Consider the following 26,245-nt stretch of genomic DNA (forward strand, 5'->3'; position numbering starts at 1 on the left):
TGTGGCCCGCGTCATAACCCAGACCATCACTGCGGCACAGCAACGATGGTCATCGAGTAGCCGCGCTGGGCCATGCAGCCGACCATGATCTGCCGGAGCGCATTGTTACGTTGGCCTTCCAGCATGTCGGCTTCCATCGCGTCGACCAAGCTTCTGCCCATATAGATCGGCGCGGCAATGGCTTTTGCTTTGGCGACCTCGCCTTTGCAGATTGCGTCGTCCTGCTGGAACTGCGCCACGAAGTGGCATCCAGGCGACCATCAGGGCGGCTAAACTGCATCGTGGTGCGTGTGATGCAGCCGGAGAGAGCAAGCGTCAGCATCATGGCGCTGATCGGGCGCCAACGCCTGAGGGGGCGTCGGCGAGGCGCGATCGGATCGGCGGTCATCATCAGCAGGGCTTCCAGATTGGTCGGATCATGGATCATTGCGGCGCCAGGCCGCTGGTTTGGTCAGGGGGCGGGAGGCGGATCGCTGCGGTTCTGGCGGCGTGAACCCTGCCCCAGCGAGGCGCGGCCTGGGGCGAATGCCCAGGTGCTTCGCCTCGCGCCGCTTGGCCTCAGTGATGTCGGCGAGATCGCAGGCGGTCTTGCCGCCGGGCCGGCGATGACAACAATCGCGCCCGAGGACATGGCCGTCGGCAATCGAGAGGTCGGCGGTCTTGTCGAGAATGAGGGCCTCCGGAATGATGTGATCGAACTCGATCACCTTGCCGGTAATGTTGAGCCCGCATCCCTCGCAGAGGATCTGCCCTGCGCCCGTCATGGCGCGCTTGATCATCGCGACCTTCTGGGTGCGCGAGAACTCGCGGCGCAGGGCGGAGGGGCTCCGTGGCGGAACCGCTCCTGGCGGTTTGCTGGTCTCGGAGCTGCCAGACATCACGCCGCCTTCGCCAAGCCATAAGATCTGATCCGCTCGACTGTGAGATCGAGTTCGGTGTTGAAGGTGTCGACCGCCTCGGCGAGTTCGCGGATATAGGCCTCATCCCGACTGGCGCGGGTGATGAAGATCGGCAGGCCCGGCCAATAGACGGCGATGTCGATCCATTCACGCTCCGCGACCCAGAGCTGGCCCTGGCATTGTGCCTTGTGCTCGGGCGGGAACTCACCGCGCAGGATGGTCTCGACCATCAGATGCGGCAGCTTGGTTTTGATCTCGAGCAGGCCATCCTGGCCGATTAGCGCGTCGGGCGAGGCGCCCGCCATTCCGCGGCGCAGGAAGCCGATGCGCTCGCAAGACCTGCCGGTGACGAAACCGTAGACGCTGCGGGCCTCGTCCTCCATCAGCTTGCCGCGCTCCATATGGAACGAGCTGATCGTCTCCATCGGCTCGCCGGTGAGGCGCTCGCCAGCGAGCTTGTAGAGATAGCTCAGCCGGGTTTTGCTCTCGGCGCCGCCGCGTCCCTTGGTCAGGATGGCCGCGAACTCGGAGGCTGTCGGGATGCCAAGGCGGCTTTGGGCCCATTCCGGCGAGCCCTGGTCGCAAGTGATGATCTCGAGCGGGTCGCTCATCAGTTGGTCCTCCTGGAGTTGAGCATGGTGAGCGCCTGGCGAAACCGTGCGGCCGGCAGCTCGGTGACGCCCTTGATCTGGAAAAACTGCAGCAGCGCCTCCTTGTCGGCGCCAACCTCGTCGATCAGGTCGAGCAGTTCGCGTGCCTGCTGGCGTGAGACCGCGGCGGATGCGCTGGCAGCTTGACCGTCATCATCGTCGGAGGCGGCAAGGCCCAGCGCCGCCTTCAAGGTCATCCGCTGCAGATAAGTCAGCGTAGAGCCGATCGCCTGGATACTGTTCTTCTCGCCGCTCTCATCCGGGCTGGCCGAAAGGCTGTTTTCTTCGCTGTGGCCATCGCGATGCGAAATCACACACACCACCGTGACAAGCGCGCCTGTGCTCTGCGAGCGGAAGCGATAGGACAGCCCACGCTTGGTCAGGATCGGGGTGATCGTACGGACGATCTCGGCCAGGTCCTCATGGCGATAGGCCTGCCGGCCCAGCATCGCCTGGCGGTTCTTGGCGATCACCGGAATCTTGGCTTTGGCTGCAGCGAGGGCCTTTTCGAAGGCCTTTCGCGCCTCATGAGCTTGCGAGCGCTCGTGGAACCCGATTAGGCGCTCTAGCATCTCGCCATCGGCGCCTCGTGCTAAAGCCGCGCTTAGCAAGCTTAGCGCGGGTGGCGGGATGGGTGAGGGTGCTTCACTCACGCGGTTACTGCGGGCAACTCTTGTCATCGGTCTCTCCAGGTCAGGCAAGGGGTGGGATATCAGGCGTGCGTCGTCGTTCTCGCTCGGGCACGAACCGGGCAAGGGCAAATCGGGGAAGCGGATTAAAACCAGCGGCCATGCGAATGCCGTTGGGACGGTCAGCCAAGGTCAAACGGAATGTGAAACCATTCAACCTAGCGGGTAGTCACCCAGTTTCGAGCGCAGCTCTGAAACATCGGTCAGGAAAGCAGAAGATCATGCGATCAATAATTAGCGTTAAATTTGATGTTTGGGACGATTAATTCGCAATAGATCTAGAAGATTCTACATATTTGTGTTGGATATAATCTTTAGATACCTCACTGTTTTGCTTCAGTGTTTGGATGATTAGCTCCGTGCCGCGGCGCAGACAAGTCGGTTTAGCGAGATTGGGGCGAACGGAATTTCTCTTGGATGGCGTCTATATCTGGAGCCGATTAACGCCCGAGCACAGACATCATCAATTCCTATGTCTTCGAACCCGGCCCTGGAACCTCTGGGGCTGTTTCAAGGGCGAGACGGTCAAAATGCGTCAGCCGGACCTGCAAACAAGTTGTGGTGCATGATGCCAGCGCCTGTGCGTGTGATCATAATCGGCTTCCCTACCGACGCCACCCACCATGACTCATGTGTTTCGGTGCAAGTTTGGCTCTGACGCAATTTCGCTGACGTTTTCCATCATTGGGCACCGATCAGGCGGGCCTGGAGGAGGTCGATCTTTCCTCGGCCGTACATTTGTCGTTTGACGAGTTTGAGTCGGGTAATCTGACCTTCGGTCTGGCCGTTCGACCAGGCTGAGATGATCGCCGCGCGGACGGCCGCGTCGTCTCGCCTGACGCCATTCGCCAGCGAAGCGATCAGGCTGCTTGAAGCACGGTCGATCCAGGGCGACAGTAGCTCGGCCTGTCTGGTTTTGATCATGGCGTGGAAGTCGGCGACGAGCTCGCGGGACTCGACCAATGTCGGCACTCCGCTTTCGATCGCTGCGATGGCGACCGTTTCGGCCTTTGTGAGATTGTCGCGACCGACGGTCATCAACCGCGCGATAGTGCGCGCCGACGGAACGCGCGCAAGGCTGCCTGCATCGGTTCTCTCCGCGCGCCGGCGGCGTGTCGCCCATTCCAGAACGACCCTGAGGCTTCCTTGGAAGCCGCTCGTTCGCAGCGAGCGCCAGAGGGCCGATGCGTTGCGAGCGCCGGCATCCCATTGCGCATCGAGCCAAGGCAGGTGCGCCTCCAGCGAACCCTGGCGCGGTCGGAACACGTCGCCGCGCTCACCACGGACGATCCGCCGGACAGTCATGCGGTGATGACCCGTCCGCCGCACAATCTGTTTGATCGGCATGCCGTCCTGCCAGAGTGCGAGAACGGCTGCATTCGTCTCCTCTCGCCGCAGATAGCCTTCATATTGTAGTTTCTCGGCCGCCGTCAGGAGCGCAGGATTCACCACGGTGGCGCCGATGGTCCGACAAATCTGGCGCATCGATTTGCGCACCGCGTCCAGGAACGCGCGGCTGGCATTCTCCATGAGGTGCCAGCGATCAGCGACCTGCATCGCCTCTGGCAAAGCCCGCGCCACGGCTTCCCCATAACCGCCGCCGCGATCACGAGCGACCGTGTGGACAGCGGGTTGATGCCGGAGCCAGGCTTCCGACGTCGCTGTCTCCCGATCAGGCAGCAGGACCACCGGCCAACGGCGCTCAAGATCGCAGACGATCGTGCCGTAGCGGTGATCGCGCCGCCAGGCAAAGTCGTCGATGCCGATCACGCGCAATGGTTCGCTTGGAGTCTTGGCGCGCCGACGGACCACCCGGAGCAATGTGTCGTTGCTGACCGGCAGCATCATCCTGGCTGCAAGGCTAGCTCCGGGCCTGCCGCCCAACGCGAGGCCCAGGTGCTGGACGATATGGTCGAGGCGCTCAGTCCGGCGTGCTCGCGCCGCAAGCACGCCCGTCTCAAAGCGCTCCGCGAAGATCTGGCGGCCACAAAAGACGCCGTCGCAGCGAAAACGCCTGACCAGAACCTGAAGCTCGACACGCCGACCACCGAGCGGCAGGTCCTTCGCTCGTCGCCAGTACCGACTCTGGATCCGTCGCGAGATCGCCCCACAATCAGGACATCGGCACGCCTCTACGGGAGATCGGACCCGAACAACGACGAGATCGCTTTCGATCGCAACACCGTCGACAATCAATCCCGTGGGAACGAGACTGGCTGGCCGAAATCGCTGATCCATTACGCTGATTCCTCGTGGAAAACAGCGCCAGATCAGCGGCTACATGCAGCAGATTTGAGTCAGAGCCAAAATATGCCGCGGCAAATCCGCACCGCGGCATATCATACTCACCTAGCGAAGCGTGTACGTACTAGGAGCCGACCCCATGGTTCCCGCTATTACCTGCGATAAAACTTTCGGGACTGTTCGGAATCGTCCCGCCGAGAGTCTCTTCGATATTCAGCGTCACCAGTGTTGGCTCAATCCAAACCTGCTTTAATTCAGCGTCTTCTGTCGAAATCCTCAGAGCCTGATCCATATTGTCAGTCCAATCACAATCCTACGCCGCGACGTTTCCCTATCAGGGCTTGTGAGAAAGGTAAACAAGAAATTAACAAATGGGTAGCGGCATAATATTAACTTTAATTGTGCACCAAACTTGAAAGTCGGCGGCCAAATCTAATGTGGTTGCCGTGTATTCGTGCTGTAATGAAGTCATGTGATTCAGGCCATCATTAGATCTGATTCTAGACATATTTCGGAATGTAAAGTCCATGATCTATAATTTGATCAAAAATGATATTCTCCTAGTTCACATAGGAATATTATGTAGTATTAAACTATTGATCGTTTATAAATCAAATAATCGTGTGTTTGATAATTTAAATGTATCGGCCTAGCCGGCGCGTCGACATGAGCATACGATACTTCGGCCTTTATGGCCTGGCGATTGAAGCGTCCTTGGATTTGCCGGAACTTAGCCAACTGAGTGGGCCCTGTGGACGCGATTGCATTCGTGTTGGGCTAGGCCAAGTGCCGAGCGACCTCGCCAATGGAACGGAGATGGCCTCTTGGATTGTGATTTCGCCTCAAGCCTGCCTCTACCGTTTTGAAGGCATCGCCAGCTTTCTCGTCGATCGGGGGAAAAGCGTCACTATTCAATTGGAGCCCGGCGCGGAGGAGGCCGACATGCGGGCATTTTTGTATGGCGTCGCGCTGGGCACCCTGGCTCACCAAAGGCGGATGATTCCGATCCACATTAGCGCGATATCAACCCCCGGGGGCGTCTGGGCTTTTACCGGTGCGTCCGGTGCCGGCAAGTCCACGCTAGTTACGAGCCTGAGTAGGCAGACGGGTTGGCCGGTGCTCTGCGACGATGTAGCGGTACTTGACCCGGCCGATCAGCAACCGCTTCTTCATGTCGGGATGCACAGGGTTAAGCTTTGGCAGGACAGCATCGATTTGCTGGGCGTTGGCGAGAGTGAGGCTCGCCAGGATAGCTTTCGCGAGGGAAAGTTCCATGTGTCATTGCCGCAGATCTTCACCCATGAACCCCTGCCGCTGCAACACATGATCCAAATCGCGTGGGGCGACCCAGTAGCGCTTACGGATCTCCAGCACTCACTGCGGTTCGAAGCCATGATGAATGCGATATATCGGCCCTATCTTGTATCGATGTTCGGGCATCTACCCGGTGTGATTGCGCATTTGGGGACAGTTGCGAACCAGGTATCATGCCACGCATTGACGCGGCCGAAGTCGACATCTGCACAAGCTGAGGTGTTGGAGATTTTGTCGACCCGGCTTCTAAGATAGACGCCACCCGCTGCCTAGCCGAACAGCATCGACCACAGCCCGTAGGCATTGCCGACGAGTGTCCGTCGTCAGATGATTTGAGACCGTCTCGGTGTCTCAGAAAGGGAGGCTCTGGCTCATCTGGGTTTAAGGCTATGCAGCCTGCAGCTGATGCTGCAAGCGTCTTTGGTGGATGGTCTGGCGTTTGATCCTTTCGCGTTCCGTGAGGATGGCCTGCCCGCAGTCGAAGCCGCCTGCGCCGAGGCACTGAAGCAAGGCGCGCATTCGGCCGACGTCATTCTCAACATCCTGGCCCGGCGCCGGGAGCCGACTGCTGCGAACACCATCATGACGCCCGATGCGCTGTCAACGGCGGTCGGGGCCTACAGCATTAGGTGCCGAATGCGGTACGCGGTAGCTGCGAAAGCTCAGAGCTGCGGCGAACGACGATCTCTAGCCGAAGATCATGACCTAGGCTCAGGACCTATTAATTTGGTTTGAGGTGTGATTCACGGTGTCTGGGAGGACGCTGTGATGGGTGATTTGTTTTTGCTGAGCGAGCGTCAGATGGCTCGGATCGAAGGGTATTTCCCGCTCTCGCATGGGGTGCCGCGTGTCGATGACCGGCGGGTGGTGAGCGGATCGTCTATGTCATCCGAAACGGTCTGCAATGGAAGGACGCTCCCAAGGATTACGGGCCGCACAAGACGCTCTACAACCGCTTCATCCGCTGGAGCCGGCTGGGCGTCTTCGATCGGATCTTCGCAGGCCTCGCCGGGCAAGGGCCAAAGCCCGAGCGCATCATGATCGACGCCACCCATCTCAAGGCGCATCGCACGGCGGCGAGCCTGCTCAAAAAGGGGCTGTTCCCCGTCGCATCGGGCGCACCAAAGGCGGACTGAACTCCAAGCTCCACACCGTCTGCGACGAGGTCGGCCGCCCGATCGTCATGCTGCTCTCGGAAGGCCAGATGAGCGACCACAAGGGCGCAAGCCTCGTGCTGGATGCCCTCCCGCCGGCCAAAGCTCTCATCGCCGACAGAGGCTACGACAGCACCGCATTCCGCCACGCACTGGCTGCCAAGGGCATCGAGCCCTGCATCCCGTCGAGCCGCAGCCGGAAGATCCCATATCCCTACGACAAGGCGCTCTATCGCCAGCGCCACAAGGTCGAGAACCTCTTCGCCAGGCTCAAGGACTGGCGACGCATCGCAACACGCTACGACCGATGCGCCCACACATTCTTCTCGGCCATCTGTATCGCAGCAGCCGTCATATTCTGGCTCTGATCAACGAGTCCTGAGCCTAGATGCTACGCTGAACGAGGACACTGAACTTGGCCGCCTTTCTCCCAGGATCTGCGCCGGAACCGTCACGTCAGCTCTATTTCTTTCTGCCGAAAGCGCGATTGCGATAATATGTACAGCGAATAATCGCGTGGCGTACAAAAATATCTGCTTTGGCTGAATCATTGGCGCTAGGCGTTCTCGGAAAGTGCCGCCGGTTCCTAGTTCCCGCTCTGGTAGAAGTTGACATAAGGCTACTCGTGCGCAAGTGCGGAGGAGAGGTGCGTGGAGAGCGATATGGACAGGTCTGGGGTTGGTAAGGTTGCACTCGTCACCGGCGTGACGGGGCAGGATGGCGCCTATCTCTCGGAGTTGCTGCTCGAGAAAGGCTACATCGTCCACGGCATCAAGCGCCGCTCCTCTTCCTTCAACTCCGGTCGCATCGAGCATCTTTACCAGGACCCGCACGAGAAGGATCCGCGCTTCATCCTGCACTATGGCGACATGACGGATTCGACCAACCTGATCCGCATCGTCCAGGAGGTTCAGCCCGACGAGATCTACAACCTCGCGGCCCAGAGCCATGTTCAGGTCTCGTTCGAGACGCCGGAATACACCTCCAACGCCGACGCCACTGGCACGCTGCGTCTGCTCGAGGCGATCCGCCTGCTCGGCCTGACCCGGAGGACGCGCTTCTACCAAGCCTCGACCTCGGAACTCTATGGCAAGGTCCAGGAGATCCCGCAAAGCGAGAAGACGCCGTTCTATCCGCGCAGCCCTTATGCTGCGGCTAAGCTCTATGCCTACTGGATCGTGGTGAACTATCGCGAAGCCTATGGCATGCATGCCTCGAACGGCATCCTGTTCAACCATGAGAGCCCGCTGCGTGGCGAGACCTTCGTCACCCGCAAGATCACGCGCGCCATCGCCGCGATGCATCTGGGCTATCAGGACAAGCTCTATCTCGGCAATCTCGACGCCAAGCGCGACTGGGGCCATGCCCGGGAGTATGTCCGCGGCATGTGGCTGATGCTGCAGCAGGACGAGCCCGACGACTACGTCCTGGCGACCGGCGAAACCACCATGGTGCGCGATTTCGTCTCGCATGGCTTCAGACAAGTTGGCATCGATCTCGCCTGGCAGGGCGGGGGCGTCGATGAGAAGGGGCTCAACGCCAAGACCGGGAAGGTTCTGGTCGAAATCGACCCACGCTATTTCCGCCCGACCGAGGTCGAGCTCCTGATCGGTGACCCCACCAAGGCGCTCACCAAGCTCGGCTGGAAACACGACACGAAGTGGCAGCAGCTTTGCGAGGAGATGGTCGTGTCCGACCTGAAGGTCGTCGAGCAGGAGCGCCGCCGCAATGCCGAGTGACGTTTCGCCGAGCGAAGCCAGCTACGATCTCGCCGGCAAACGCATCTGGATCGCCGGCCATCGCGGGATGGTCGGGGCGGCGCTGGTGCGCCGCTTGGCAAGCGAAGCGTGCGAGATCGTCACAGCCGGCCGCAGCGAGGTCGATCTGTTGCGTCAGGACCAGACCGAGAGCTGGCTGGCGAAGAACAAGCCCGAGGTCGTGATCGTGGCGGCCGCCAAGGTCGGCGGCATTCTCGCCAACGACGCTTTTCCGGCCGATTTCCTCTACCAGAACCTGATGATCGAGGCGAACATCGTAGAAGCCTCGCGTCAGGCCGGCGTCGGCAAGCTGCTCTTCCTCGGTTCTAGCTGCATCTATCCGAAATTCGCGCCGCAGCCGATCCAGGAGGATTCGCTCCTGACCGGGCCGCTGGAGCCGACCAACGAATGGTATGCGATCGCTAAGATCGCCGGGATTAAGCTCGCCCAGTCCTACCGCAAGCAATACGGCTGCGACTTCGTCTCGGCGATGCCGACCAACCTCTACGGGCCGGAAGACAATTTCGATCTCCAGTCGAGCCATGTCATGCCGGCGCTGCTGCGCAAGGCGCATGAAGCCAGGCAGCGCGGCGACAGAGCGATCACGATGTGGGGCACGGGCACGCCGCGCCGCGAGTTCCTGCATGTCGACGACTGCGCCGATGGGCTTGTCCATGTGCTCAAGCACTATTCAGGCTTCGAGCACGTCAATATCGGTTCGGGCGAGGACGTGACGATACTCGAGCTGACGCAAGCCGTCTGCGAGGTCGTCGGTTTCAAGGGCGAGATCGTCAGGGACACCAGCAAGCCCGACGGCACGCCGCGCAAGCTGATGAGCGCCGACCGGCTTCGCGCCATGGGCTGGGTGCCGAAGATCGGGCTCAAGGAGGGCATCGCCCAGACCTATCGGTGGTTCCTGGCGAACCGAGCCTGATGGCTCGTTGCACGCGTTCCGAGGTGTTCCGGCAGGTAGGTCCTTTAACTGCTCGCGTGTAGAGTCCGTCCCGAAAATCATGACGCTCGCGCGATGCGGCGGATGAGGACCATGGCGGCGGCTGAGTAGAGGAAGGCCGTCGCGGAGGCGATGGTGGCTTCAGCGTCCTTCCAGAGCCGTCTGTTTCGATTGATCCAGGCGAAGAAGCGCTCGACGACCCACCGCCGGGGCTGAACGGCGAAGCAGATCTGATCGGGCTTGCGACGGACGATCTCTACGGCGATGCGGGTTGCGGTCGCGACACGCGGGCCTTGGTAGCCGGCGTCCGCGAAGACCTTCTCGATGAAGGGGAACGGTCGGCGCGAGGCGGCCAGCAGCGGGCCCGCCCCATCGCGATCCTGCACACTGGCAGGATGGGCGAAGAGGACGGGGCCACGACCGTCGGTATCGACGAGGGCGTGGCGCTTGCGACCCATGATCTTCTTGCCGGCGTCGTAGCCACGGGGCCCGCCGGCTTCGTTCGTTTTCACGCTCTGGCTGTCGATGATGCAGGCGCTGGGCGAGGCCGACCGACCGCTGCGTTCGCGATTGATCATCAGCAGCGCATGGTTGAGCGCCTCGAACACGCCCCCGTCCCGCCAGGCCGCAAACCAGCAATAGGCCCTGCTCTTGGGCGGAAGGTCGCTCGGCAGAAGCTGCCAGGCGACGCCGCCGCGCATGACATAGAAGATTGCGTTGACGATCTCGCGCAGCGGCCACGACAGTGGCCGGCCCGTCAGCTTCGGCGCCGGCCGCAACGGCGCAACCAGCCGCCACTCCGCATCCGTCAAATCCGTTTCGTATCGAAGTCCCGCGCGACTATGCTGAGGGCGAGTGGCTGGGGTCCACATCGCTCGCTACAAGATGGCCTGAACAACCCCTTGGAATCACGAGCGCCCCAGCCGCTCAACCCTTTCGGACAGATGGGGTGATTGGGGTCTTAGCCTGAGGGTGGCTGCTCCGTTCGGGATGTTAGAACGTGGTCCGTGCTGAGCGGCCACAATCATCGGGAAGGAGCAGCCATGAACTATTATGCCGGACTGGACGTGTCGCTGGAAGAGACCGCGATCTGCGTTGTCGATGGAACAGGGCGGATCGTGAAGGGGGCGCGTGAGGCGAGTGAGCCTGTCGCTTTGGCTGCGGCTTTGAACCAGTTCGACCTGCCTCTGGAGCGCGTTGGTCTGGAAGCATGCTCGCTGACGGCCTGGCTTCATGGAGGGCTTCGCGCGGCGGGCTTGCCGGCGATCTGCATCGAGACGCGCCAGGCCAATGCCGCGATGAAGACGATGCCCAACAGGACCGACCGCAACGACGCCCGCGCTTTGGCGTAGATCATGCGGACGGGCTGGTTCCGGCAGGTCCATGTCAATAGCCGCCAGTGCCGGCTGTGGCGCTCGCTCCTGGTGGCGCGCCGCACGGTCTTGAACGAGATGCGCTCGATCGAGAATGTGGTGCGGGCGATCCTGCGCGAGGCCGGCCTCAAGCTCGGCACACCGTCGCGTCCAGCCTTCGCCGTCCGCGTGCGCGAACTGGCAGGTGAGATTCCCTGGTGATGCAGATCGTCGAACCGCTTCTGGCGATCCTGGCCACCATGCTGGGCGCGCTCGCCATGCTGACGAAGCAGGTGATGAATCTCGTCAAGAAGGAGGCTGTCTGCCGGCGGCTGATGAGCGTGCCGGGCGTGGGGCCCATTACCGCGCTCGCATTCCGGGCGACGATCGACCGACCGGATCGGTTCAAGCGGTCCCGCGATGTCGGCGCCCATCTTGGCCTGACGCCGGCGCGCTACCAGTCCGGCGAGACCGACATCCAGGGCAAGATCAGCCGCTGCGGAGACGAACTCGCGCGCACCGCTCTCTACGAGGCGGCGCACACGCTGCTGGTGCGGAGCAAAAAGTGGTCGAGCTTGCGCGTCTGGGGGATGAAGATCGCCAAGTCGCGCGGCATGGCCCGCGTCGCGGTCGCCCGCAAGCTCGCCGTCATCCTCCATCGCATGTGGAGCGACGGCGCGGAGTTCCGCTGGGGCAAGGATCCCGCAAACGACGCCACGGCCGCAGCCTGACGCCACAGCGCCGAAACGGGAGGACCAGTCACGACGCATGATCCCGAAAGGGTGAACCGGATCGTTCCCGTAGGGACAATGGGCAAGGCGATCTCGTTGAGAGTCCAGAACCTGCGGTCGCAAACCCCAAGGTCGTGAACAGATTGAGACGCCTCGCCCTCCTGACCCCATCATGCGGCGGCCCAGCGCCGACCGCGAAGAGAAGCGTGTGACCTACGGGACGACACGAGCCGGAAAGAAAGCGAACAGAAGCAGCTTGACCTCAATGACCCCAATCAGAGAGGACTCTTATGCGTTTCGTGTCGAAAAGATTGAGCCGCTGCCGCGCCAAGCACTGAGGCATACACCAGCATGAAACCAGGGATCTGCAACGAGAAATCGATGAGGGCATGCGTCAGTCCGACCATCCCGATACTGGCTCCGATCAACGGCAAGTCGCTGTCGCGCTTACGGATGAGAGCACCGCGGATGCAGACCAATACGACTCCGACCAGGATGGCGAAGCCGAGCAGCGCGGCGGGGATACCCAGCTCAACGATCAGCTGCAGTGGGCTGCTATGCGCATAGTCCCAGATCATCCGCGGGCTGATTGTCGATGGGCGGTATTGCGGAAGGGCGAATTCGAAACTGCCGATGCCGAAACCCGTCCAAGGGCTATCGGCGATCATCTTGAACATGACCTTGTAGATCTCGGCCCGGCCATCCTCGCCCAAGCGCATCTCGGAGAAGCGTTCGCCGATCGCGCCCATGCCGACCTGCGAAAGGAAGCCGATGCCCAGGAAAGAGCCGGCCACGGCGAGCGCGGTGCCGAGCCTCAGTCCCGCGACGCGGATCAGCACCAGAAGATAAGCCGTGAACAATCCTGCGAGCAGCGCCAGTAGCCCGCCACGAGATCCCGTGGCGAAGGTCAGTGCGAGGCCGACGATGAACAGCATCAGCGGCAACCCGATCTGAGGTGGATTGTTCAGCGCCATGATCAAAAGCCGGCTCTTCAGCGGCATAGCCCCGCGCGGAACCGCAGCAAGCACCCGCTGCAGCGCGATGGCAAAATAGGCTGCCGTCGACGAGGCGAAAAGCGTGACGGCATGATTGCGGCTCACGAAAGTGCCGCTTGGTTGCCCCTTTGGTACATCGAACGTAATCCACAGCAGTTGCTGCGGGTCAGAGTAGAAGAAATAAGCGCCCAGGCAGCCGTTAAGTATCCCCATCAGCATGATAGCGATCAGAAAATTTCGGGCCGTGCGCGGATTGGACCCTGCAACGAAGCTCGCTGTGAAGGCGAGCACCGCCAGCGCGAAGCCACCACTGATCAGCCGACTTTGGGCAGGAGTCACCGAGGCATAGCCTTGGACGGGCTCGTTTAAGATGGCCCGGGTTTCTGTGAATAGGCGATGCTCCGGCAGTAAGCCGATGCCGGTCGTCTGCAGGAGCATGTACCCGATCAGCACGGCAGAGGCGGCCAGGACAACGGCAAGCACGCGCATCTGAGTTCGGCTGATCCGGCTGTAGTCGAGGAACGGCGTGCTCGCTGCGAGGAGAATGCCCCAGAGCGCGATCCAACGCCATTCGACCGAGGCCAGCGGAAACGGCGCCAGTAGCACAACGGCCAGCACAATTCCGGTTGCCAGCAGATGGATGGACCGTCGGGCATCCTGGCCGATGCTTCCGAATTCCAAGCTCCGGGCGCGCCCGCGCCGCCCGTATATCATCGCTTTGCCAAGTCGTCGGATGTGGCCAAGAAAACCATGGTCGCGCGGCACGTTTTTGCGCGCCACCATCGCTTGGCGTTTACGCCTCGGGACGGGACGATCATCCCGATCAGGGTGTGGAGGTGATCGAACCACCCGTCGTGACCAAGCGCGTCGTCGCTGTTCGGCGCCCGATATCAGGCACGGTCGCAACATTGGTTGCGAAGCTGACGTTTGAATTGATGAAGCTGATGAACTTCAGCCAATCAACCGACTGCGAGTTGGCAACATAAATTATGTCGCGGTCGCGCATCTGGAACCCAGAGGCGACGAACATATTTGCCGGATCGCGCAGTTTCGTCCGATACACGACAGGAACCGTCTGAGAGTGGCCGAGCTTGGTGGTATCGACCCCAAGCGCTTCCGCCGTTTTACGGTCCTCGAACCGGTACAGGAAGACCGCATCTGGATCAGAGCGCGTGTCGACCAGGCCGCCGATCTTTGCAAGCGCTTCGGACATGCTCAGATTCTCCTTTTCAAAGAAGATCTGGCCCTGCTGCGAGGTGGCGCCGAAGACGAGGAAGGTCGGAGCCTGACGGAACACATAGATCGTATCGCCAGGCAGAACATAGACATTGTCCTCGGGCGAGGACAGCAGTTGGTTGAAGGTAACGGTGGCCCGTTCCTTGCCCCGCTGCAGGGCGACGAACATTTCGTAGCCGGCAAACTTGGTGCCGCCAGCGCGGGCGATGACGTCGAGAATGCGCTCGCCGAGCGGGTTCAGCGTCAGGCGCGAGGAGCCGACATCGCCAAGAATGGTGACTTGGGCCGATCGACGGTCCGTGATTGCGACAACAGCTTGTGGCTCAATGGCGCGGTTGCGGAGCCTTTCCTCGATCAAGTTCTGGACTTGGCGTACCGTCCGCCCCGCTGCTGGCAGGACACCGGCATAGGGTATCGAAATATTGCCCTGGCGGTCGACCTCCTGCGGCGGCAATTGAATGAAGTTGCCCGAGCGGGAGCCGGCCTCGGCCGGAATGAAAAGGCCGCCAGCCGATGCTTCGAAGATCGAGACTGAGATGGTGTCGCCGATGCCGACGGTCAGGGTCGGAGCTGGACGGCGATCCGTGAAGCGACCGCTGAACGAGCCCTGCGACCGCGCCGGAATGATACGAAGTGCCTCCGGCGTGATGTCGACAACCGCGTAAGGCAACCGGTCGATCTCGGTGCTGTTCACCGTCGACGTCGCCGCGCCATTGATGTCGAAGCCGAGCGGACCCGCTGCAGGAAGCGCGGAGCAGCCCGCCAGCATCGTGCAGGCTGCCAAGGAGACAGCAGCGGAAGCCAATCGCTTCATCATTCTCTATATCGCTCCTGTTTTGTCGCCGATGCTCAATGCCATCGGGCGAGGCAACCGGCAATTTGATTCGAGTGCGAAACGGCTCCTAAGCAAGAGCTTGGCTAATTTGTTGTATTTTTGTAACGCGCCCTGTCCCCATTCATATTGCGTCACCGAATCTGAGTTGATAGTGCTGAATCGCTAATTTTGATTGATTCTGTAATTATTCGGTCGATCGTGGGGTATTGTACTGAGCAGAGACAGCATTGTGCTTGCCGTTGACAGCGCTAAAATTCGTTATGTCGTCAATGTAGAGAAGCCAGTCACGACTGGCCGAATGCTGCCGGTCGGGCAGCGAATCTATGTTGTCGGCGATATTCACGGGCGTCTCAATCTTCTGCATGCGATGCATACGGCAATTGATCAGATCGAGTTGTCGCTGGCGGATGCTGACAGCCATGAGCTCTTTCTCGGAGATTATGTCGATCGAGGCCCTGCGTCCGCTGGCGTGATCGAGTGGTTGAGCGCGCCCTCGCCGCAGCGGGGTCGTATCTGTCTGCGTGGCAACCATGAATGGCTCATGCAGGCCTATCTCAGGGCGCCAGACGGTTTTGAAGCGTGGCGCGCCGTCGGCGGTGGCGACACCTTGGTGAGCTATGGCATCGACCGGCGCATATGGGCCGACCGCTCGTCGCGCACGCGGACGTGGCGGGAATTCCAGCTTGCCTTTCCACAGCGCCATCAGGCCTTTCTGGCGGGGTTGCTTAGCTTCCACCAGATAGGTGATTATCTCTTCGTCCATGCGGGCCTGCGACCCGGCCTGCCGCTGGGGCAACAATCCGAGCTAGACATGCTCTGGATCCGCTCGGATTTTCTCGACAGCGACGCAGAGTTCGGGATGATGGTAGTGCATGGTCATTCGCCTGCGCGGGATGTCGAGTTCCGTCATAACCGGATCGGCGTCGATACCGGGGCTTATGCCACAAGCGTGCTCTCCTGCGTGATGCTCGAGCGCGACCAGGCAATGGTCATCCAGGTCCGGCCCGAAGGTGTGGCCTGAGCGCTCGGGTGCGGTAAACCCTGGCGGGAGTTAGGGCGTGCGAGAGGAAGGACAACAACTGGACCGGCCCATTTCCTCATGCCGCACGATCTAAGGATTGCCTCCGCTTCCGGTCCCAGTGCAACTTCATTAAGCCTAGGCCGCGGCCGCGGTTGAACGTGCCTCCGTCGCCGATCGCGGCCACCAACGCGGTCGCGTTCATCACGCCGATACCCGGTATCGTCGCCAGGCGGCGAGCTGCGGGGGCATTGCGCGCCATCTCGGCAAACTCGTCGTCGAGCGCCTTAATGTGCGCGTCGAGGGCGCGCCACTGGTCGAGCATGTCATCGAGCAGAAGCCGAACGCGCGCGCCCACTCCGCTCCCGTCCAGCTCCGACGACAGTCCTGCCAACGCCTCTAGCAGGCTTCGCCGGCCCTGAGGCACGACGATCCCGCGCTCGAGCAGGATGCTGCGGATCTGGTTCATCAATGATGTGCGCTTTCCGACCAGCCCGGTCGCGAACGCGATGCAGAACCTGTACGTCAAGTTGCGCCTTCGTCTTGAGCGCCACGAACCGCATCGTCGGCCGGGTCGCAGCCTCGGCGATCGCTTCGGCGTCGCGATCGTCGTTCTTCTGCGCCTTGACGTAGGGCCGGACATATTCGGGCGACATCAGCCGCACCTCGTGCCCCTGGGCGACCAAAAGGCGCCCCAGATGATGGGCTCCGCAGCATGCCTCCATCGCGATCACGCAGCCAGGTAGCTTCGCCGCCAGAGCGATCACGCCCTCCCGCCGCATCCGGCGGCGCAACAGAACCTGTCCAGCCGCATCCAGACCGACCACGCTGCAGCTGTTCTTGCCCAAATCGACACCAAGAATCCGAACGTCCTTCATGCCACTCTCCTGTTGCAACCCGATCAGTCTGGAGGAGAGGGGCGGGCCATTCCATAAAGGGGGTCGAGATCGTTGTCTCGGTCGTTCGCGAGGCGGGCTCACCATGAAGATCCACGCCCTCGTCGATGCGCAGGGGCGCCCGATCCAGCTCAAGCTGACGGCGGGGCAGGCCAGCGACATCGCCAGCGCCGCCGATCTGATGGGTCATCTCGGCGCGGGCACGATGCTGATGGCCGGCAAGGGCTACGACGTCAACACCTTGCGCGCGCTCGTCGGTGAGCGTGGAGCCTGGGCCAACATCCCGCCCAAGAGCAATCGTAAGGACCCGATCTGCTTCAGCCGTCACCTCTACAGGGACCGGAATCTGATTGAGCGCTTCTTCAACAAGATCAAAAAGTTCCGACGCATGGCCACACGCTACGACCAGCTCGCTGAAAACTTCCTCGCAAGCCTCAAGCTCGCATGCGTCAGGATGTGGCTACGCGGTAATGAGTCGACAGCCTAAGGCGAGCACTAAGTATTCTCGTTAAAAAATAGTATAATCTCGCCCTCTAATGCGATTTGATTATCGAATCAAATCTCAAAATTGCTTCTGTAATTCTGGTTTCCGGCATCGGGGATCAGTTAATGTTTAGTCTAAACCGTATTATCAGCGGCTGGCGTCACCTCATTGCGGGCCTTTCCGTCGTCGCTCTGGTGATTCTGGCTGAAGGGGCTGACGCTGCGTCCTCTCGTCCCCTGCGTCCGATGGCTACCCTGGCCGGGTTCGTTGCGCCGGCCGGCCCGTTCCTGACGCCTCTGGGGCTGACACGCTTCTGCTTTGCCTATCGCGACCAGTGCAGGGTCTCCAATCCCATTTTCCGTCCGAAACGGATGGCTGTGGTGGAGGCATCGCTGAAGGATCTCGATGATGTCAATCGCAGCGTCAACCGCGCGATTCGTCCGCAGCCCGATGGCCCCGGCCTGCTTAACGACATCTGGACCATCGCCCCTGCCGCCGGCGACTGCGACGACTACGCCGTCACCAAGCGCGCGCGACTCCTGAAGAAGGGCTGGTCCAGCCGCACGTTGCTGCTTGCCCAGGTCGTCGCAGCCAATGGCGAAGACCATCTCGTTCTGGTAGCGCGCACCAGGCTGGGCGATTTCGTGCTGGACAACCTGACCCAAGCTGTGCTGCCCGCGCCGCAGGCCAATCTGCGCTGGCTTGGCATGCAGACCGCTGCCAACCCGCATATCTGGCAGCGCGCTGCCGTGCGCAGCTACGGAGCCTGATGTATCGATCTGGCATCCGCCCTATGGAGGGCACTAAATCTCGCCGTTTACCGAGATATCCGAATTCGCTTACTTCTCATTATCGATTGCTTTAACCCATCATTAATCCTCGCTATCTCCAGGGCGTTACTGCGAGACAAGCCATTCCGGCCGGCTGATCTCGAGCCGTGACCGAGTGGTGGCTGCGGCGGCACGGACTGCCTTCGGGTAGCGTATTCGGAGGGGCTAGTGCGCATCGCGGTTATCGGCTCGGGCTATGTCGGATTGGTTTCAGGCGCCTGCTTCGCCGATTTTGGCCACCGGGTCACATGCGTCGACGTCTCCGCCGAGAAGATTGCGGCGCTACAGGTTGGCCGAATGCCGATCTTCGAGCCGGGCCTTGACCAACTGGTCGCGACGAATGTCCAGGCTGGACGCCTGTCCTTTACGTGTGATCTCTCGCTACCGGTCGCGGAAGCCGAGGTCGTGTTCATCGCCGTCGGCACGCCCGCCCGCCATCGCGACGGACATGCCGATCTCGCTTATGTCTATGCCGCCGCGGCGGAAGTGTCGCAGGCAGTGCGCGGCTTCACAGTCGTTGTCACCAAGTCGACCGTCCCGGTGGGCACCGGCGACGAGGTGGCGCGGATCATCCGTGAGGCCAATCCGGCTGCCGATGTCTCTGTCGTTTCAAACCCTGAATTTCTGCGCGAAGGCGCAGCAATCAATGATTTTAAGCTGCCCGACCGGATCATCGTTGGGGCTGAGGATGAACGTGGCCGGGACGTCATGACGGAGGTCTATCGACCGCTGTTCCTTAATGCTGCACCGATGATGTTCTGCGACAGGCGCACTGCCGAGCTCACCAAATATGCCGCAAACGCCTTCCTGGCAATGAAGATCACCTTCATCAACGAGATCGCCAATCTTTGCGAGAAGGTGGGCGCCGATGTCCAGGATGTCGCCCGCGGTATCGGGCTCGACAAGCGCATCGGCGCAAAGTTCCTCAATCCGGGCCCGGGCTACGGTGGCTCCTGCTTTCCCAAGGATACGCTGGCCCTCGTCAAGGCCGCGCAGGAGCATGACAGCCCGCTGCGGCTGATCGAAACAACGGTCGCCGTCAACGATCAGCGCAAGAGCCAGATGGCACGTCGGGTGATAGTGGCCTGCGGCGGCGATGTGCGCGGCAAGACCATCGGCGTGCTCGGCCTCACTTTCAAACCCAATACCGACGATATGCGCGATGCGCCGTCGCTGGCCATCATTCGAGTGCTCCAAGACGCTGGCGCACGGATACAGGCTTACGATCCGGAAGGCGTGGAGGCCGCGCGCGAGCACCTGGACGATGTCGCCTTCGCGCCCGGCCCCTACGAGGCAGCGAGAGACGCCCATGCTCTCGTAATCGTAACTGAATGGGAAAGCTTCCGAGCGCTCGATTTTGAGAGGCTCGGCGCCATCATGGCGGATCCTCTGCTGATCGATCTGCGCAACGTCTATCGCCGCGCGCAACTCGCCCAGCACGGCTTTCGATATGCGAGCATTGGGCGTCCCGCACAATCGATCTCGTCGCCCCTGCTGTATGCGGGATAGGGGCTCGACAGAGCCGCTAAATCCCTTCAGACCTGCCCACTATCGTCCAAGGACTGGCCCATGAACGACCGTACTCGAGACAAAGATTATTTTAGTGGGCGCGTCCTGATCACGGGAGGAGCTGGCTTCATCGGCTCGCATCTGTGTGAAAGACTTCTAGAGCGCGGTAATGAAGTGCTTTGCGTCGACAATTTCTTCACTGGCCGCCGCAACAATATCGGCCATCTCTTGCAGCATCCGCGCTTCGAGCTCATGCGCCACGACGTCACCTTCCCGCTCTACGTGGAGGTCGACCAGATCTACAATCTCGCCTGTCCTGCGTCGCCCGTGCATTACCAGTTCGACCCGGTGCAGACGACCAAGACCAGCGTTGTCGGTGCGATCAACATGCTCGGTCTGGCGAAACGGCTGAAGGTGCCGGTGCTGCAGGCGTCGACGTCTGAGGTCTATGGTGACCCGAGCCAGCATCCGCAGACGGAGGCCTATTGGGGCAATGTCAATCCGATCGGCCCGCGCTCATGCTACGACGAAGGCAAGCGATGCGCCGAGACATTGTTTTTCGACTATCGTCGGCAGCACCAGCTCGACATCAAGGTTATCAGGATCTTCAACACCTACGGGCCGCGCATGCATCCCTCCGACGGGCGCGTGGTCTCGAACTTCATCGTGCAGGCGCTGAAGGGCGAGGACATCACATTGTACGGCAATGGCGAGCAGACGCGCTCCTTCTGCTATGTCGACGATCTTGTCGCCGGCATGATTGCCATGATGGACACGTCGTCGGAGGTGACCGGGCCGATTAATCTGGGCAATCCCAGCGAATTCACCATGCGCGAGCTTGCGCAGATGGTGAAGGAACTGACGGGCTCCAAATCACGCCTCGTACACCTGCCGCTGCCACAGGACGATCCGAAACAGCGCCGCCCGGATACCAGCCAAGCTAGCGACACGCTCGGCTGGCGGCCGACAGTCCCGCTCAACGAGGGGCTCGGCCGGACGATCGCGTATTTCGACGACCTGCTGAAGGTTGCCTGAGCGCGCCGCAACGTCGCCACCTGCCCACTCCTCATCGCAAGGCACCCATGACCCAACGTTGCGCCACCTTTGTCTGCGACTGGCTGCCGCCCGCCTTCGGTGCTGTGGGCCAGTATATGCTGCCGGTTGCTCAGCGGGCTGCGGCAGAGGGCGCGGATGTCGTGCTGATCGGGCTAGGCCGCGAACGCGTCGGCGACGAGGACCAACCCATCGGCAACGGGCGGCTGCGCATTATTCGAATCGATGCCAGCGCCACGCCGAGAAAAGGGCTGCTGACCCGTGGCCTCTGGGCTATGCGGATCAATCTGCGCCTGATCCGCGAGACGCATCGGGCGTTGTGGAACCGGGGCAGGGGCGATTTGATGGTGACCGGCTCTCCGCCCTTCCTGTCGAGCCTCATGATCCTGCTTAACCGCCTGCTTTGGCGGCAGCGTCTGGTCTATCGCATTACGGATTTCTATCCCGAAATAGTCCTCGCCAGCGGCCAAGCCAACTGGCTGCGCTTCCTGGCGCCGTTGTTCAAAGCGATCCGTGGGCTCGCCGACGAGATCGAGGTGCTCGGGCGCGATCAGGAGCGCCGGCTGCGTGAGTACGGCGTCCCGCAGGAAAAGATAAGGCTACTGCGCGACGGCTCGCCGGTTGCGATCGCGCCGGACCTTGCCCCGCTCGCGTCCCCCTTCTCGCCAGGCAGTCGCATCCTGCTCTATTCCGGTAATCTCGGCGTCGCCCATCCCATCGCTGCGCTCTGCGAAGCCTATCGTCGTCATGTCCAGTCGGGCTCCAACCGCGTCCGCCTATGGGTTAATGGCATTGGTGCGCGTCTCCCTGAACTCGTCGCCTACTGCAAGGCGCATGACCTGCCGCTACATCTTTCCGGCCCTGTGCCGCTCGACCAGCTGGGCCGGCTGCTGGTGACCGCGGACGCTCACCTTATCCTTTTGGGTGAAGCCTATTGGGGGTACGCCCTGCCGTCCAAGGTCTATGGCTGCCTCGCCAGTGGCAAGCCGATCCTTTTCATCGGTCCGGAAGATTCCGATGTCGCGCTGCTGATGCAGGAATCTGGCGATCCGCGCCACGTCCAGACCCTTGATGCCGAAGATTGCTACCGCGCCCTGCAAGCCCTAGCGGATGCCGAGGTGCCGGAATCGGCGGAAAAAAATGCGGACTATGACGTGGCCTAGACGAGCTCCTGTCGCGCAATGCATTGAAAAGAGGCGCCGCTATTGTGATCTCGCTAATGGTCTGTTAGCCGTACTCTAATTGAACGTAAGGTGGATAAATGATGCGATTCTTCGGCGCTAAATCCGCTCTCTTCGCTATTACTCTGCTGTTTCTTGGTTTAGCTATGGATAAGGCGCTTGCGCAGGCCCCGGCTTCGAACGCCGGAGGAGCCTTGATCAGCGTCAACCAACGCGCTCAGCATCTGCTTGAGGAGTTCAAGATCAACCCGGCCGGGCCGATCTCGCGTAATCCCAATGGGGGGGGCGCACTCGCAGCCGAGATCCGCGACGTTCTGCTTGCCGACAAGACGCAGCTCAGCGGCATTCTCTCTCTGGTACCGCTCGGGACGGCTGCGCAGCAGGAGGCCCTCGGCAGCGGACTGGGACTTGCCCGTCTTCTCTATATCCGCGACGCCGAGTTCACCTCCGAGGTTCAAACACGGGTGGTGGAGCTCGATAATCGCAACGTGCTCGCCGGATATTCGGTTTTCGGAGGCGGCGGCCTGGCCGCTCTGTCCGGCGGCGTTCCGCCGGCGGCTCCGGCGCTTGTGCTGGGCCCGGTCGGTCCTGTCGCGAGCGCGCCGGCTGCCAACAGCGCCGGTCGGGGTGGGTCCAGCGGTACGGAGTCCGATTCGGGCAGCGCAAGTGGCGTCATCTCGCCGCGGGCTGCCGCGGCAGCCTTGTCGGTAACGAACGTTACGGGCGCGCGGTAAACTATATTCACGTCCAGATCGTAGTGCTTGAAAAACGTGCTTGAGCTTCGGCTCGATTGACTTTTCATTGGCTACGTCACGATGCGTTCAGGTTAATGGCTGGCATGGACCGAGATGCTCGACGTTAAGATACCCCAGAGAGCTTCCCGGGCTCCAGATTACCAAGCGCCAGAGCCTTCCTCCGGTCAGGACGGCGGGCTCGACGTCGGCCTTTTCGACGTTCTGCAGTTTCTCAAGCGCCGAAAGTATCTGATCCTGCTGATGACCGTGCTCGGCTTTGTCGCCGGCAACGTGTATCTGATGTTCGCAACGCCCATCTATGTGGCCAGCACGCGCATGCTGATCGATACGCGCCATCAGGACACGGCGACCCAGCAGGGCGAAGGTAGCTTCTTTCTCGACACCTCGGCGATTGACAGTCAGCTCGAGCTCATCAAGTCGCGTGCCATTCTCATCAAGGTCGTCGACAATCTGAAACTCTACGACGTGCCGGAGTTCAACGGCTCTTCGCGCACGCCATGGCAACTCTTCATTTCCGACATCTGGTCCATGCTTGGCTCCAAGCCGGCGCCGCAGCCAGTTCTGTCGATGGAGCAGCGCAAGCGCATCGCCACGGCCATCCTCGGTGGCGGGGCCGGCGCGAGCCGTGTCGGGCGAAGCTACATCATCCAGATCAGCTTCCAGTCGAACAATCGCGAATGGGCCGCCCGCGTCGCCAACGGCATGGGTGACGCCTATATTGAGGATCAGCTCGACGCCAAGTATACCTCGACGCGCCGCGCTACGGTGTGGATGCAGGAACGCATCAACGAGTTGCGGAACCAAGCGAATCAAGCAGAGCGCGAAGTGCTCCGCTACCGCACTGACAACAACATCATCGATGTCGGCCAGGGCGGGACCCTGGCAAACCAGCAGCTGAACGATGCTGCGCAGCAGATGATGAAAGCGAGGGCCGAGGCAGCCGAGACCAAGGTCCGGCTCGACCGTGTGACCGAGATCATGAACAGCGCTCGCAACGGCAACATGCCGGAGGCGACCGTCACCGAGATTAACAGCAATCCTATCATCGCCCGGCTGCGCAGCACTTTTGTCGATGTGCAAAAGCGCGAGAACGATATTTCGAGCCGCTTCGGCCGCGATCACGTGCAGGCGGTGGCGCTGCGCAACGAAATGCGTGGCCTGCAGGAATCCATGGTCAACGAGCTGCGCCGTGTCGTCGAGACCGTGCGCAGCGACTATGAGATCGCTGTGGCACGCGAAGCCGCAGTCCGCTCGGCCTTCGACGATTTCGTCAAGCTTTCGACCGTCACCGGCGAAGCAAAGATCCCGTTGCGAGAGCTCGAGACCAGCGCGCAATCCTATCGGGGGCTCTACGACACTTTCCTCAGCCAGCAGGCCCAGGCCAATCAGCGGATCAGCTTCCCGAAGACCGAGGCTCGCGTGATTTCGCCGGCTTCCACGCCCTGGGCGCCGAGCGAACCCAATGCCAGCCGTGTCGTGATGATGGCACTGCTGGGCGGTGCCATGCTCGGGATCGCGGCGGCTTTTGCCCGCGATCAGCTCGATCGCGTCTTCCGCACGCCACAGCAGGTCGAGCGCGTGCTTGGCGTCGAATGTCTCGGCGTTCTCCCCTCGGTCGCCGGCGGCGCGGATTCGGACCGTGCGGTGATGATCGCCACCGATGAAACCAAAGCTGCCCAGGCCGCACGGCGCAAGCTGATGCGCCATGTCATCGCCCAGCCCTTCTCGCGCTTCTCGGAAACGTTGCGAGCGGTCAAGGTCACGCTCGATCTGAGTGGGCTTTCGCGCAAATCCCATGTCGTTGGCTTCGTCTCCGGTATGCCCAATGAGGGCAAAACAACGGTAGCGTGCAATTTCGCCACTCTGATTTCGGCTGCCGGCCAGCCGACGATTCTGGTCGATGCGGATCTGCGCAACCCATCGCTGTCGCGCCGGCTGGCCCCGCAGGCGACGAGCGGCTTGATCGAAGTAATCCGCGGCGAGATCAGCCTGTCGGATGCGCTGATCTTCGACCCGGCGACCAAGCTGTATTTCCTGCCGGCGATTACGAACGGTACGCGCAGCAACACCAGCGATATCATCGCCTCGGCGCAAATGAAGTCGCTGGTCGCGGCGCTACGCTCTCAGGCACAATATGTCATTCTCGACCTGCCACCGCTGGCGCCGGTTGTCGATGCCCGCGCCGCCGTAAATCTGGTTGACGATTTCCTGCTCGTCATCGAGTGGGGGCAGAGCCGCTACGATGTGCTCCGAGAGGCGTTGAAGACGGCGCCGGAGGTGCAGGACAAGATCCTCGGCGCCGTGCTCAACAAGACCAATATGAAAGCGCTGCAGCGCTACGATTCGCATCGCGACGGGTATTACGAGAACAAGTACTACAAGCGCTATGGCTACGAGAGCTGAGCGCGCCGATCGTACCTCGCGTTATGCGCTACGTGTTGCCATCGCGACACTGTCGGGGCTGGTGCTCTTCTGGTCGCTCGGCATTTTCAGCAAGCCCGAACTCATGGGCGAGCATGAAAATCTGATCTGGCAGAAGCTGTTCGGCGAGACTTTTACGCCGGAGCAGGTGGCCCAGATCCGGACGCCCTGCGACAACTATCATCGCAATATCCATCCGCGAGCTGCGCTGCTGGCAGCCTTGATCGCGGTGCGCGACGCAGAATTGTCACTGGCCGATGGCGAGGCCAAGGATTTCAAAGAGCTGGCGCAATGTGCCGGCGCCGCAAGTCGCCAGCTGATCCAGAGCAATGCGTCATCGAGCATCGGCTGGTTCCTTCTTGCCTGGACCGAGCGCTTGATCGGCGCGGATCCCGATGTGGCGGCCCGCTATCTCGCTCGCTCCGTGGCTCTGGCGCCGCGTGAACTGTGGATGGCGATAAAACGCGTTCCGCTGATGCAGGTCGAGATCCTGCGCGGCAACCTCGCTCTCGCCCGTGGCGATTATCGTGTTCTGGCCGAGGGCGAGCGCTATGAGCTTGCGGCGACACTTCTCGGTGACTGCGTCGCTCGAGATCCCATATGCGAGATGGATTGGAATGCGGGATTGAACGATCGGCAGGTCAAGCTCGTCTGGGACGAGCGGATCCGCCGAAGCAATTGAAGGTGGCGCAACGCATGCTGACCGTCAGCGTAGGCGAGGGAGATGTCGGCAGATGACAACGCAGGACCCGGAGAGGGCTCTGGCGGTGCCGCCGACGGCTGCGAGCCGCCCCTGGATAGTCGTGAACACGCAGGTGCAGCGCGAACGCCTGGCGGCCGAGCACATCGGCAATCAGGGCTTCGAGACGTATTGTCCTCTGTTCAAGCGGCAAATCCGGCATGCCCGCCGTATCCAGGAGGTGATGCGCCCGCTATTTCCCGGCTACGTCTTCGTCGCCGTCGATCCGCAGCGTCAACAGTGGCGTATGCTGATGTCGACGATCGGTGTGCGGGCCGTGCTGCGCGACGGCGAGCGGCCGAGTATTCTGGACGGGCGTTTCATCGAGACCTTGCGCGCGCGCGAGGTAGCGGGCGCGATCAGCCGCCCGGCCGAACCTTATCAAGTCGGCGAGAAGGTTCGCATCACCAGTGGTGCCTTTGACGGCCTCGTCGCCGAAATCGTGCGCCTCGACGATGTCAAGCGGCTGACAGTGATGCTCAGTCTGCTGAGCAGCCAGATTCGGACGAGCTTGTCCCGGGAGGCCGTCGCCCCGCTCGAGCTCCGCTGAC

General features: G+C 61.3%; 20 protein-coding genes and 5 pseudogenes. 16 read left to right on the forward strand and 9 right to left on the reverse strand.

What is annotated here, in order from left to right:
* Positions 1-26: 26 nt before the first annotated feature.
* The 5 genes from C8D03_RS16125 to C8D03_RS16145 form a co-directional block, all read right to left on the reverse strand.
* Positions 27-239, reverse strand: coding sequence for a hypothetical protein (locus C8D03_RS16125; protein ID WP_108047656.1), 213 nt, complete (start codon positions 237-239; stop codon positions 27-29).
* A 177-nt stretch (positions 240-416) separates the two neighbouring features.
* Complete coding sequence (locus C8D03_RS16130) at positions 417-779, reverse strand: hypothetical protein (protein ID WP_146170195.1); 363 nt, start codon at positions 777-779, stop codon at positions 417-419.
* Positions 780-877: 98 nt separating this feature from the next.
* Entirely contained in the window at positions 878-1,510 is a 633-nt protein-coding gene (locus C8D03_RS16135) for a lambda exonuclease family protein (protein WP_108047660.1), read from the reverse strand.
* Positions 1,510-2,229, reverse strand: coding sequence for an ERF family protein (locus C8D03_RS16140; protein ID WP_108047662.1), 720 nt, complete (start codon positions 2,227-2,229; stop codon positions 1,510-1,512). The genes C8D03_RS16135 and C8D03_RS16140 overlap by 1 nt, the downstream gene beginning before the upstream one ends.
* Before the next feature lie 690 nt (positions 2,230-2,919).
* Complete coding sequence (locus tag C8D03_RS16145; protein ID WP_108047664.1) at positions 2,920-4,476, reverse strand: ISL3 family transposase; 1,557 nt, start codon at positions 4,474-4,476, stop codon at positions 2,920-2,922.
* 672 nt (positions 4,477-5,148) lie between these two features.
* Here C8D03_RS16145 and C8D03_RS16150 point away from each other — a divergent pair.
* The 5 genes and pseudogenes from C8D03_RS16150 to fcl all read left to right on the forward strand — a co-directional run bounded on the left by C8D03_RS16150 (position 5,149) and on the right by fcl (position 9,641).
* Entirely contained in the window at positions 5,149-6,051 is a 903-nt protein-coding gene (locus tag C8D03_RS16150) for a P-loop NTPase family protein (protein WP_146170196.1), read from the forward strand.
* A 207-nt stretch (positions 6,052-6,258) separates the two neighbouring features.
* Positions 6,259-6,531: pseudogene (locus C8D03_RS26865) on the forward strand (hypothetical protein); the annotation flags it as partial.
* 33 nt (positions 6,532-6,564) lie between these two features.
* Positions 6,565-7,318, forward strand: a pseudogene (locus C8D03_RS16155) (IS5 family transposase).
* 294 nt (positions 7,319-7,612) lie between these two features.
* Positions 7,613-8,689: a GDP-mannose 4,6-dehydratase gene (gene gmd, locus C8D03_RS16160; protein WP_108047668.1), complete on the forward strand. Its 1,077-nt coding sequence runs from the start codon at positions 7,613-7,615 to the stop codon at positions 8,687-8,689.
* Entirely contained in the window at positions 8,679-9,641 is a 963-nt protein-coding gene (fcl, locus tag C8D03_RS16165) for a GDP-L-fucose synthase (protein WP_108047670.1), read from the forward strand. The genes gmd and fcl overlap by 11 nt, the downstream gene beginning before the upstream one ends.
* A gap of 77 nt (positions 9,642-9,718) precedes the next feature.
* Here the strand turns inward: fcl and C8D03_RS16170 are convergent, their stop codons facing one another.
* Positions 9,719-10,531 (reverse strand): IS5 family transposase, encoded by an 813-nt coding sequence (locus C8D03_RS16170; protein WP_108047672.1) that lies wholly within the window; start codon positions 10,529-10,531, stop codon positions 9,719-9,721.
* Positions 10,532-10,702: 171 nt separating this feature from the next.
* Between C8D03_RS16170 and C8D03_RS16175 the strand changes: the two are divergent.
* Positions 10,703-11,742, forward strand: a pseudogene (locus tag C8D03_RS16175) (IS110 family RNA-guided transposase).
* A 275-nt stretch (positions 11,743-12,017) separates the two neighbouring features.
* On the opposite strand, the gene C8D03_RS16180 reads toward C8D03_RS16175, so the two are convergent.
* Both C8D03_RS16180 and C8D03_RS16185 read right to left on the reverse strand, forming a co-directional pair.
* Positions 12,018-13,520, reverse strand: a complete 1,503-nt coding sequence (locus tag C8D03_RS16180; RefSeq protein WP_181301020.1) for an O-antigen ligase family protein — start codon at positions 13,518-13,520, stop codon at positions 12,018-12,020.
* 40 nt (positions 13,521-13,560) lie between these two features.
* Positions 13,561-14,790, reverse strand: a complete 1,230-nt coding sequence (locus C8D03_RS16185; RefSeq protein WP_108047676.1) for a polysaccharide biosynthesis/export family protein — start codon at positions 14,788-14,790, stop codon at positions 13,561-13,563.
* 247 nt (positions 14,791-15,037) lie between these two features.
* Between C8D03_RS16185 and C8D03_RS16190 the strand changes: the two genes are divergently transcribed.
* Positions 15,038-15,829, forward strand: coding sequence for a metallophosphoesterase family protein (locus tag C8D03_RS16190; protein WP_146170198.1), 792 nt, complete (start codon positions 15,038-15,040; stop codon positions 15,827-15,829).
* Between the two features lie 136 nt (positions 15,830-15,965).
* Here the strand turns inward: C8D03_RS16190 and C8D03_RS16195 are convergent.
* Positions 15,966-16,704 (reverse strand): annotated as a pseudogene (locus tag C8D03_RS16195) (IS110 family RNA-guided transposase); the annotation flags it as partial.
* A 55-nt stretch (positions 16,705-16,759) separates the two neighbouring features.
* On the opposite strand from C8D03_RS16195, the pseudogene C8D03_RS16200 reads away from it, so the two are divergent.
* The 9 genes and pseudogenes from C8D03_RS16200 to nusG all read left to right on the forward strand — a co-directional run.
* Positions 16,760-17,209 (forward strand): annotated as a pseudogene (locus C8D03_RS16200) (IS5 family transposase); the annotation flags it as partial.
* 56 nt (positions 17,210-17,265) lie between these two features.
* The gene (locus C8D03_RS16205; RefSeq protein WP_146170199.1) at positions 17,266-17,976 is read left to right on the forward strand and encodes a transglutaminase-like cysteine peptidase; all 711 of its coding nucleotides are present in this window, start codon (positions 17,266-17,268) and stop codon (positions 17,974-17,976) included.
* 228 nt (positions 17,977-18,204) lie between these two features.
* A complete protein-coding gene (locus C8D03_RS16210; RefSeq protein WP_108047682.1) occupies positions 18,205-19,545 on the forward strand; it encodes a UDP-glucose dehydrogenase family protein in 1,341 nt (446 codons plus the stop codon).
* A 60-nt stretch (positions 19,546-19,605) separates the two neighbouring features.
* Positions 19,606-20,580 carry a UDP-glucuronic acid decarboxylase family protein gene (locus C8D03_RS16215; protein WP_108047683.1) on the forward strand — a complete coding sequence of 325 codons (975 nt, stop codon included), beginning with the start codon at positions 19,606-19,608 and terminating at the stop codon, positions 20,578-20,580.
* Positions 20,581-20,627: 47 nt separating this feature from the next.
* Positions 20,628-21,761 carry a glycosyltransferase gene (locus C8D03_RS16220; RefSeq protein WP_108047684.1) on the forward strand — a complete coding sequence of 378 codons (1,134 nt, stop codon included), beginning with the start codon at positions 20,628-20,630 and terminating at the stop codon, positions 21,759-21,761.
* A 98-nt stretch (positions 21,762-21,859) separates the two neighbouring features.
* Positions 21,860-22,513 (forward strand): hypothetical protein, encoded by a 654-nt coding sequence (locus C8D03_RS16225; protein WP_146170200.1) that lies wholly within the window; start codon positions 21,860-21,862, stop codon positions 22,511-22,513.
* Positions 22,514-22,627: 114 nt separating this feature from the next.
* A complete protein-coding gene (locus C8D03_RS16230) occupies positions 22,628-24,937 on the forward strand; it encodes a Wzz/FepE/Etk N-terminal domain-containing protein (protein WP_108047686.1) in 2,310 nt (769 codons plus the stop codon).
* Positions 24,921-25,637, forward strand: coding sequence for a hypothetical protein (locus C8D03_RS16235; protein WP_146170201.1), 717 nt, complete (start codon positions 24,921-24,923; stop codon positions 25,635-25,637). Before C8D03_RS16230 ends, C8D03_RS16235 begins: the two co-directional genes overlap by 17 nt.
* A gap of 52 nt (positions 25,638-25,689) precedes the next feature.
* Positions 25,690-26,244 carry a transcription termination/antitermination protein NusG gene (nusG, locus tag C8D03_RS16240; RefSeq protein ID WP_108047689.1) on the forward strand — a complete coding sequence of 185 codons (555 nt, stop codon included), beginning with the start codon at positions 25,690-25,692 and terminating at the stop codon, positions 26,242-26,244.
* Position 26,245: the final 1 nt, after the last annotated feature.

The organism is Bosea sp. 124 (assembly GCF_003046175.1).
Classification (GTDB): domain Bacteria; phylum Pseudomonadota; class Alphaproteobacteria; order Rhizobiales; family Beijerinckiaceae; genus Allobosea.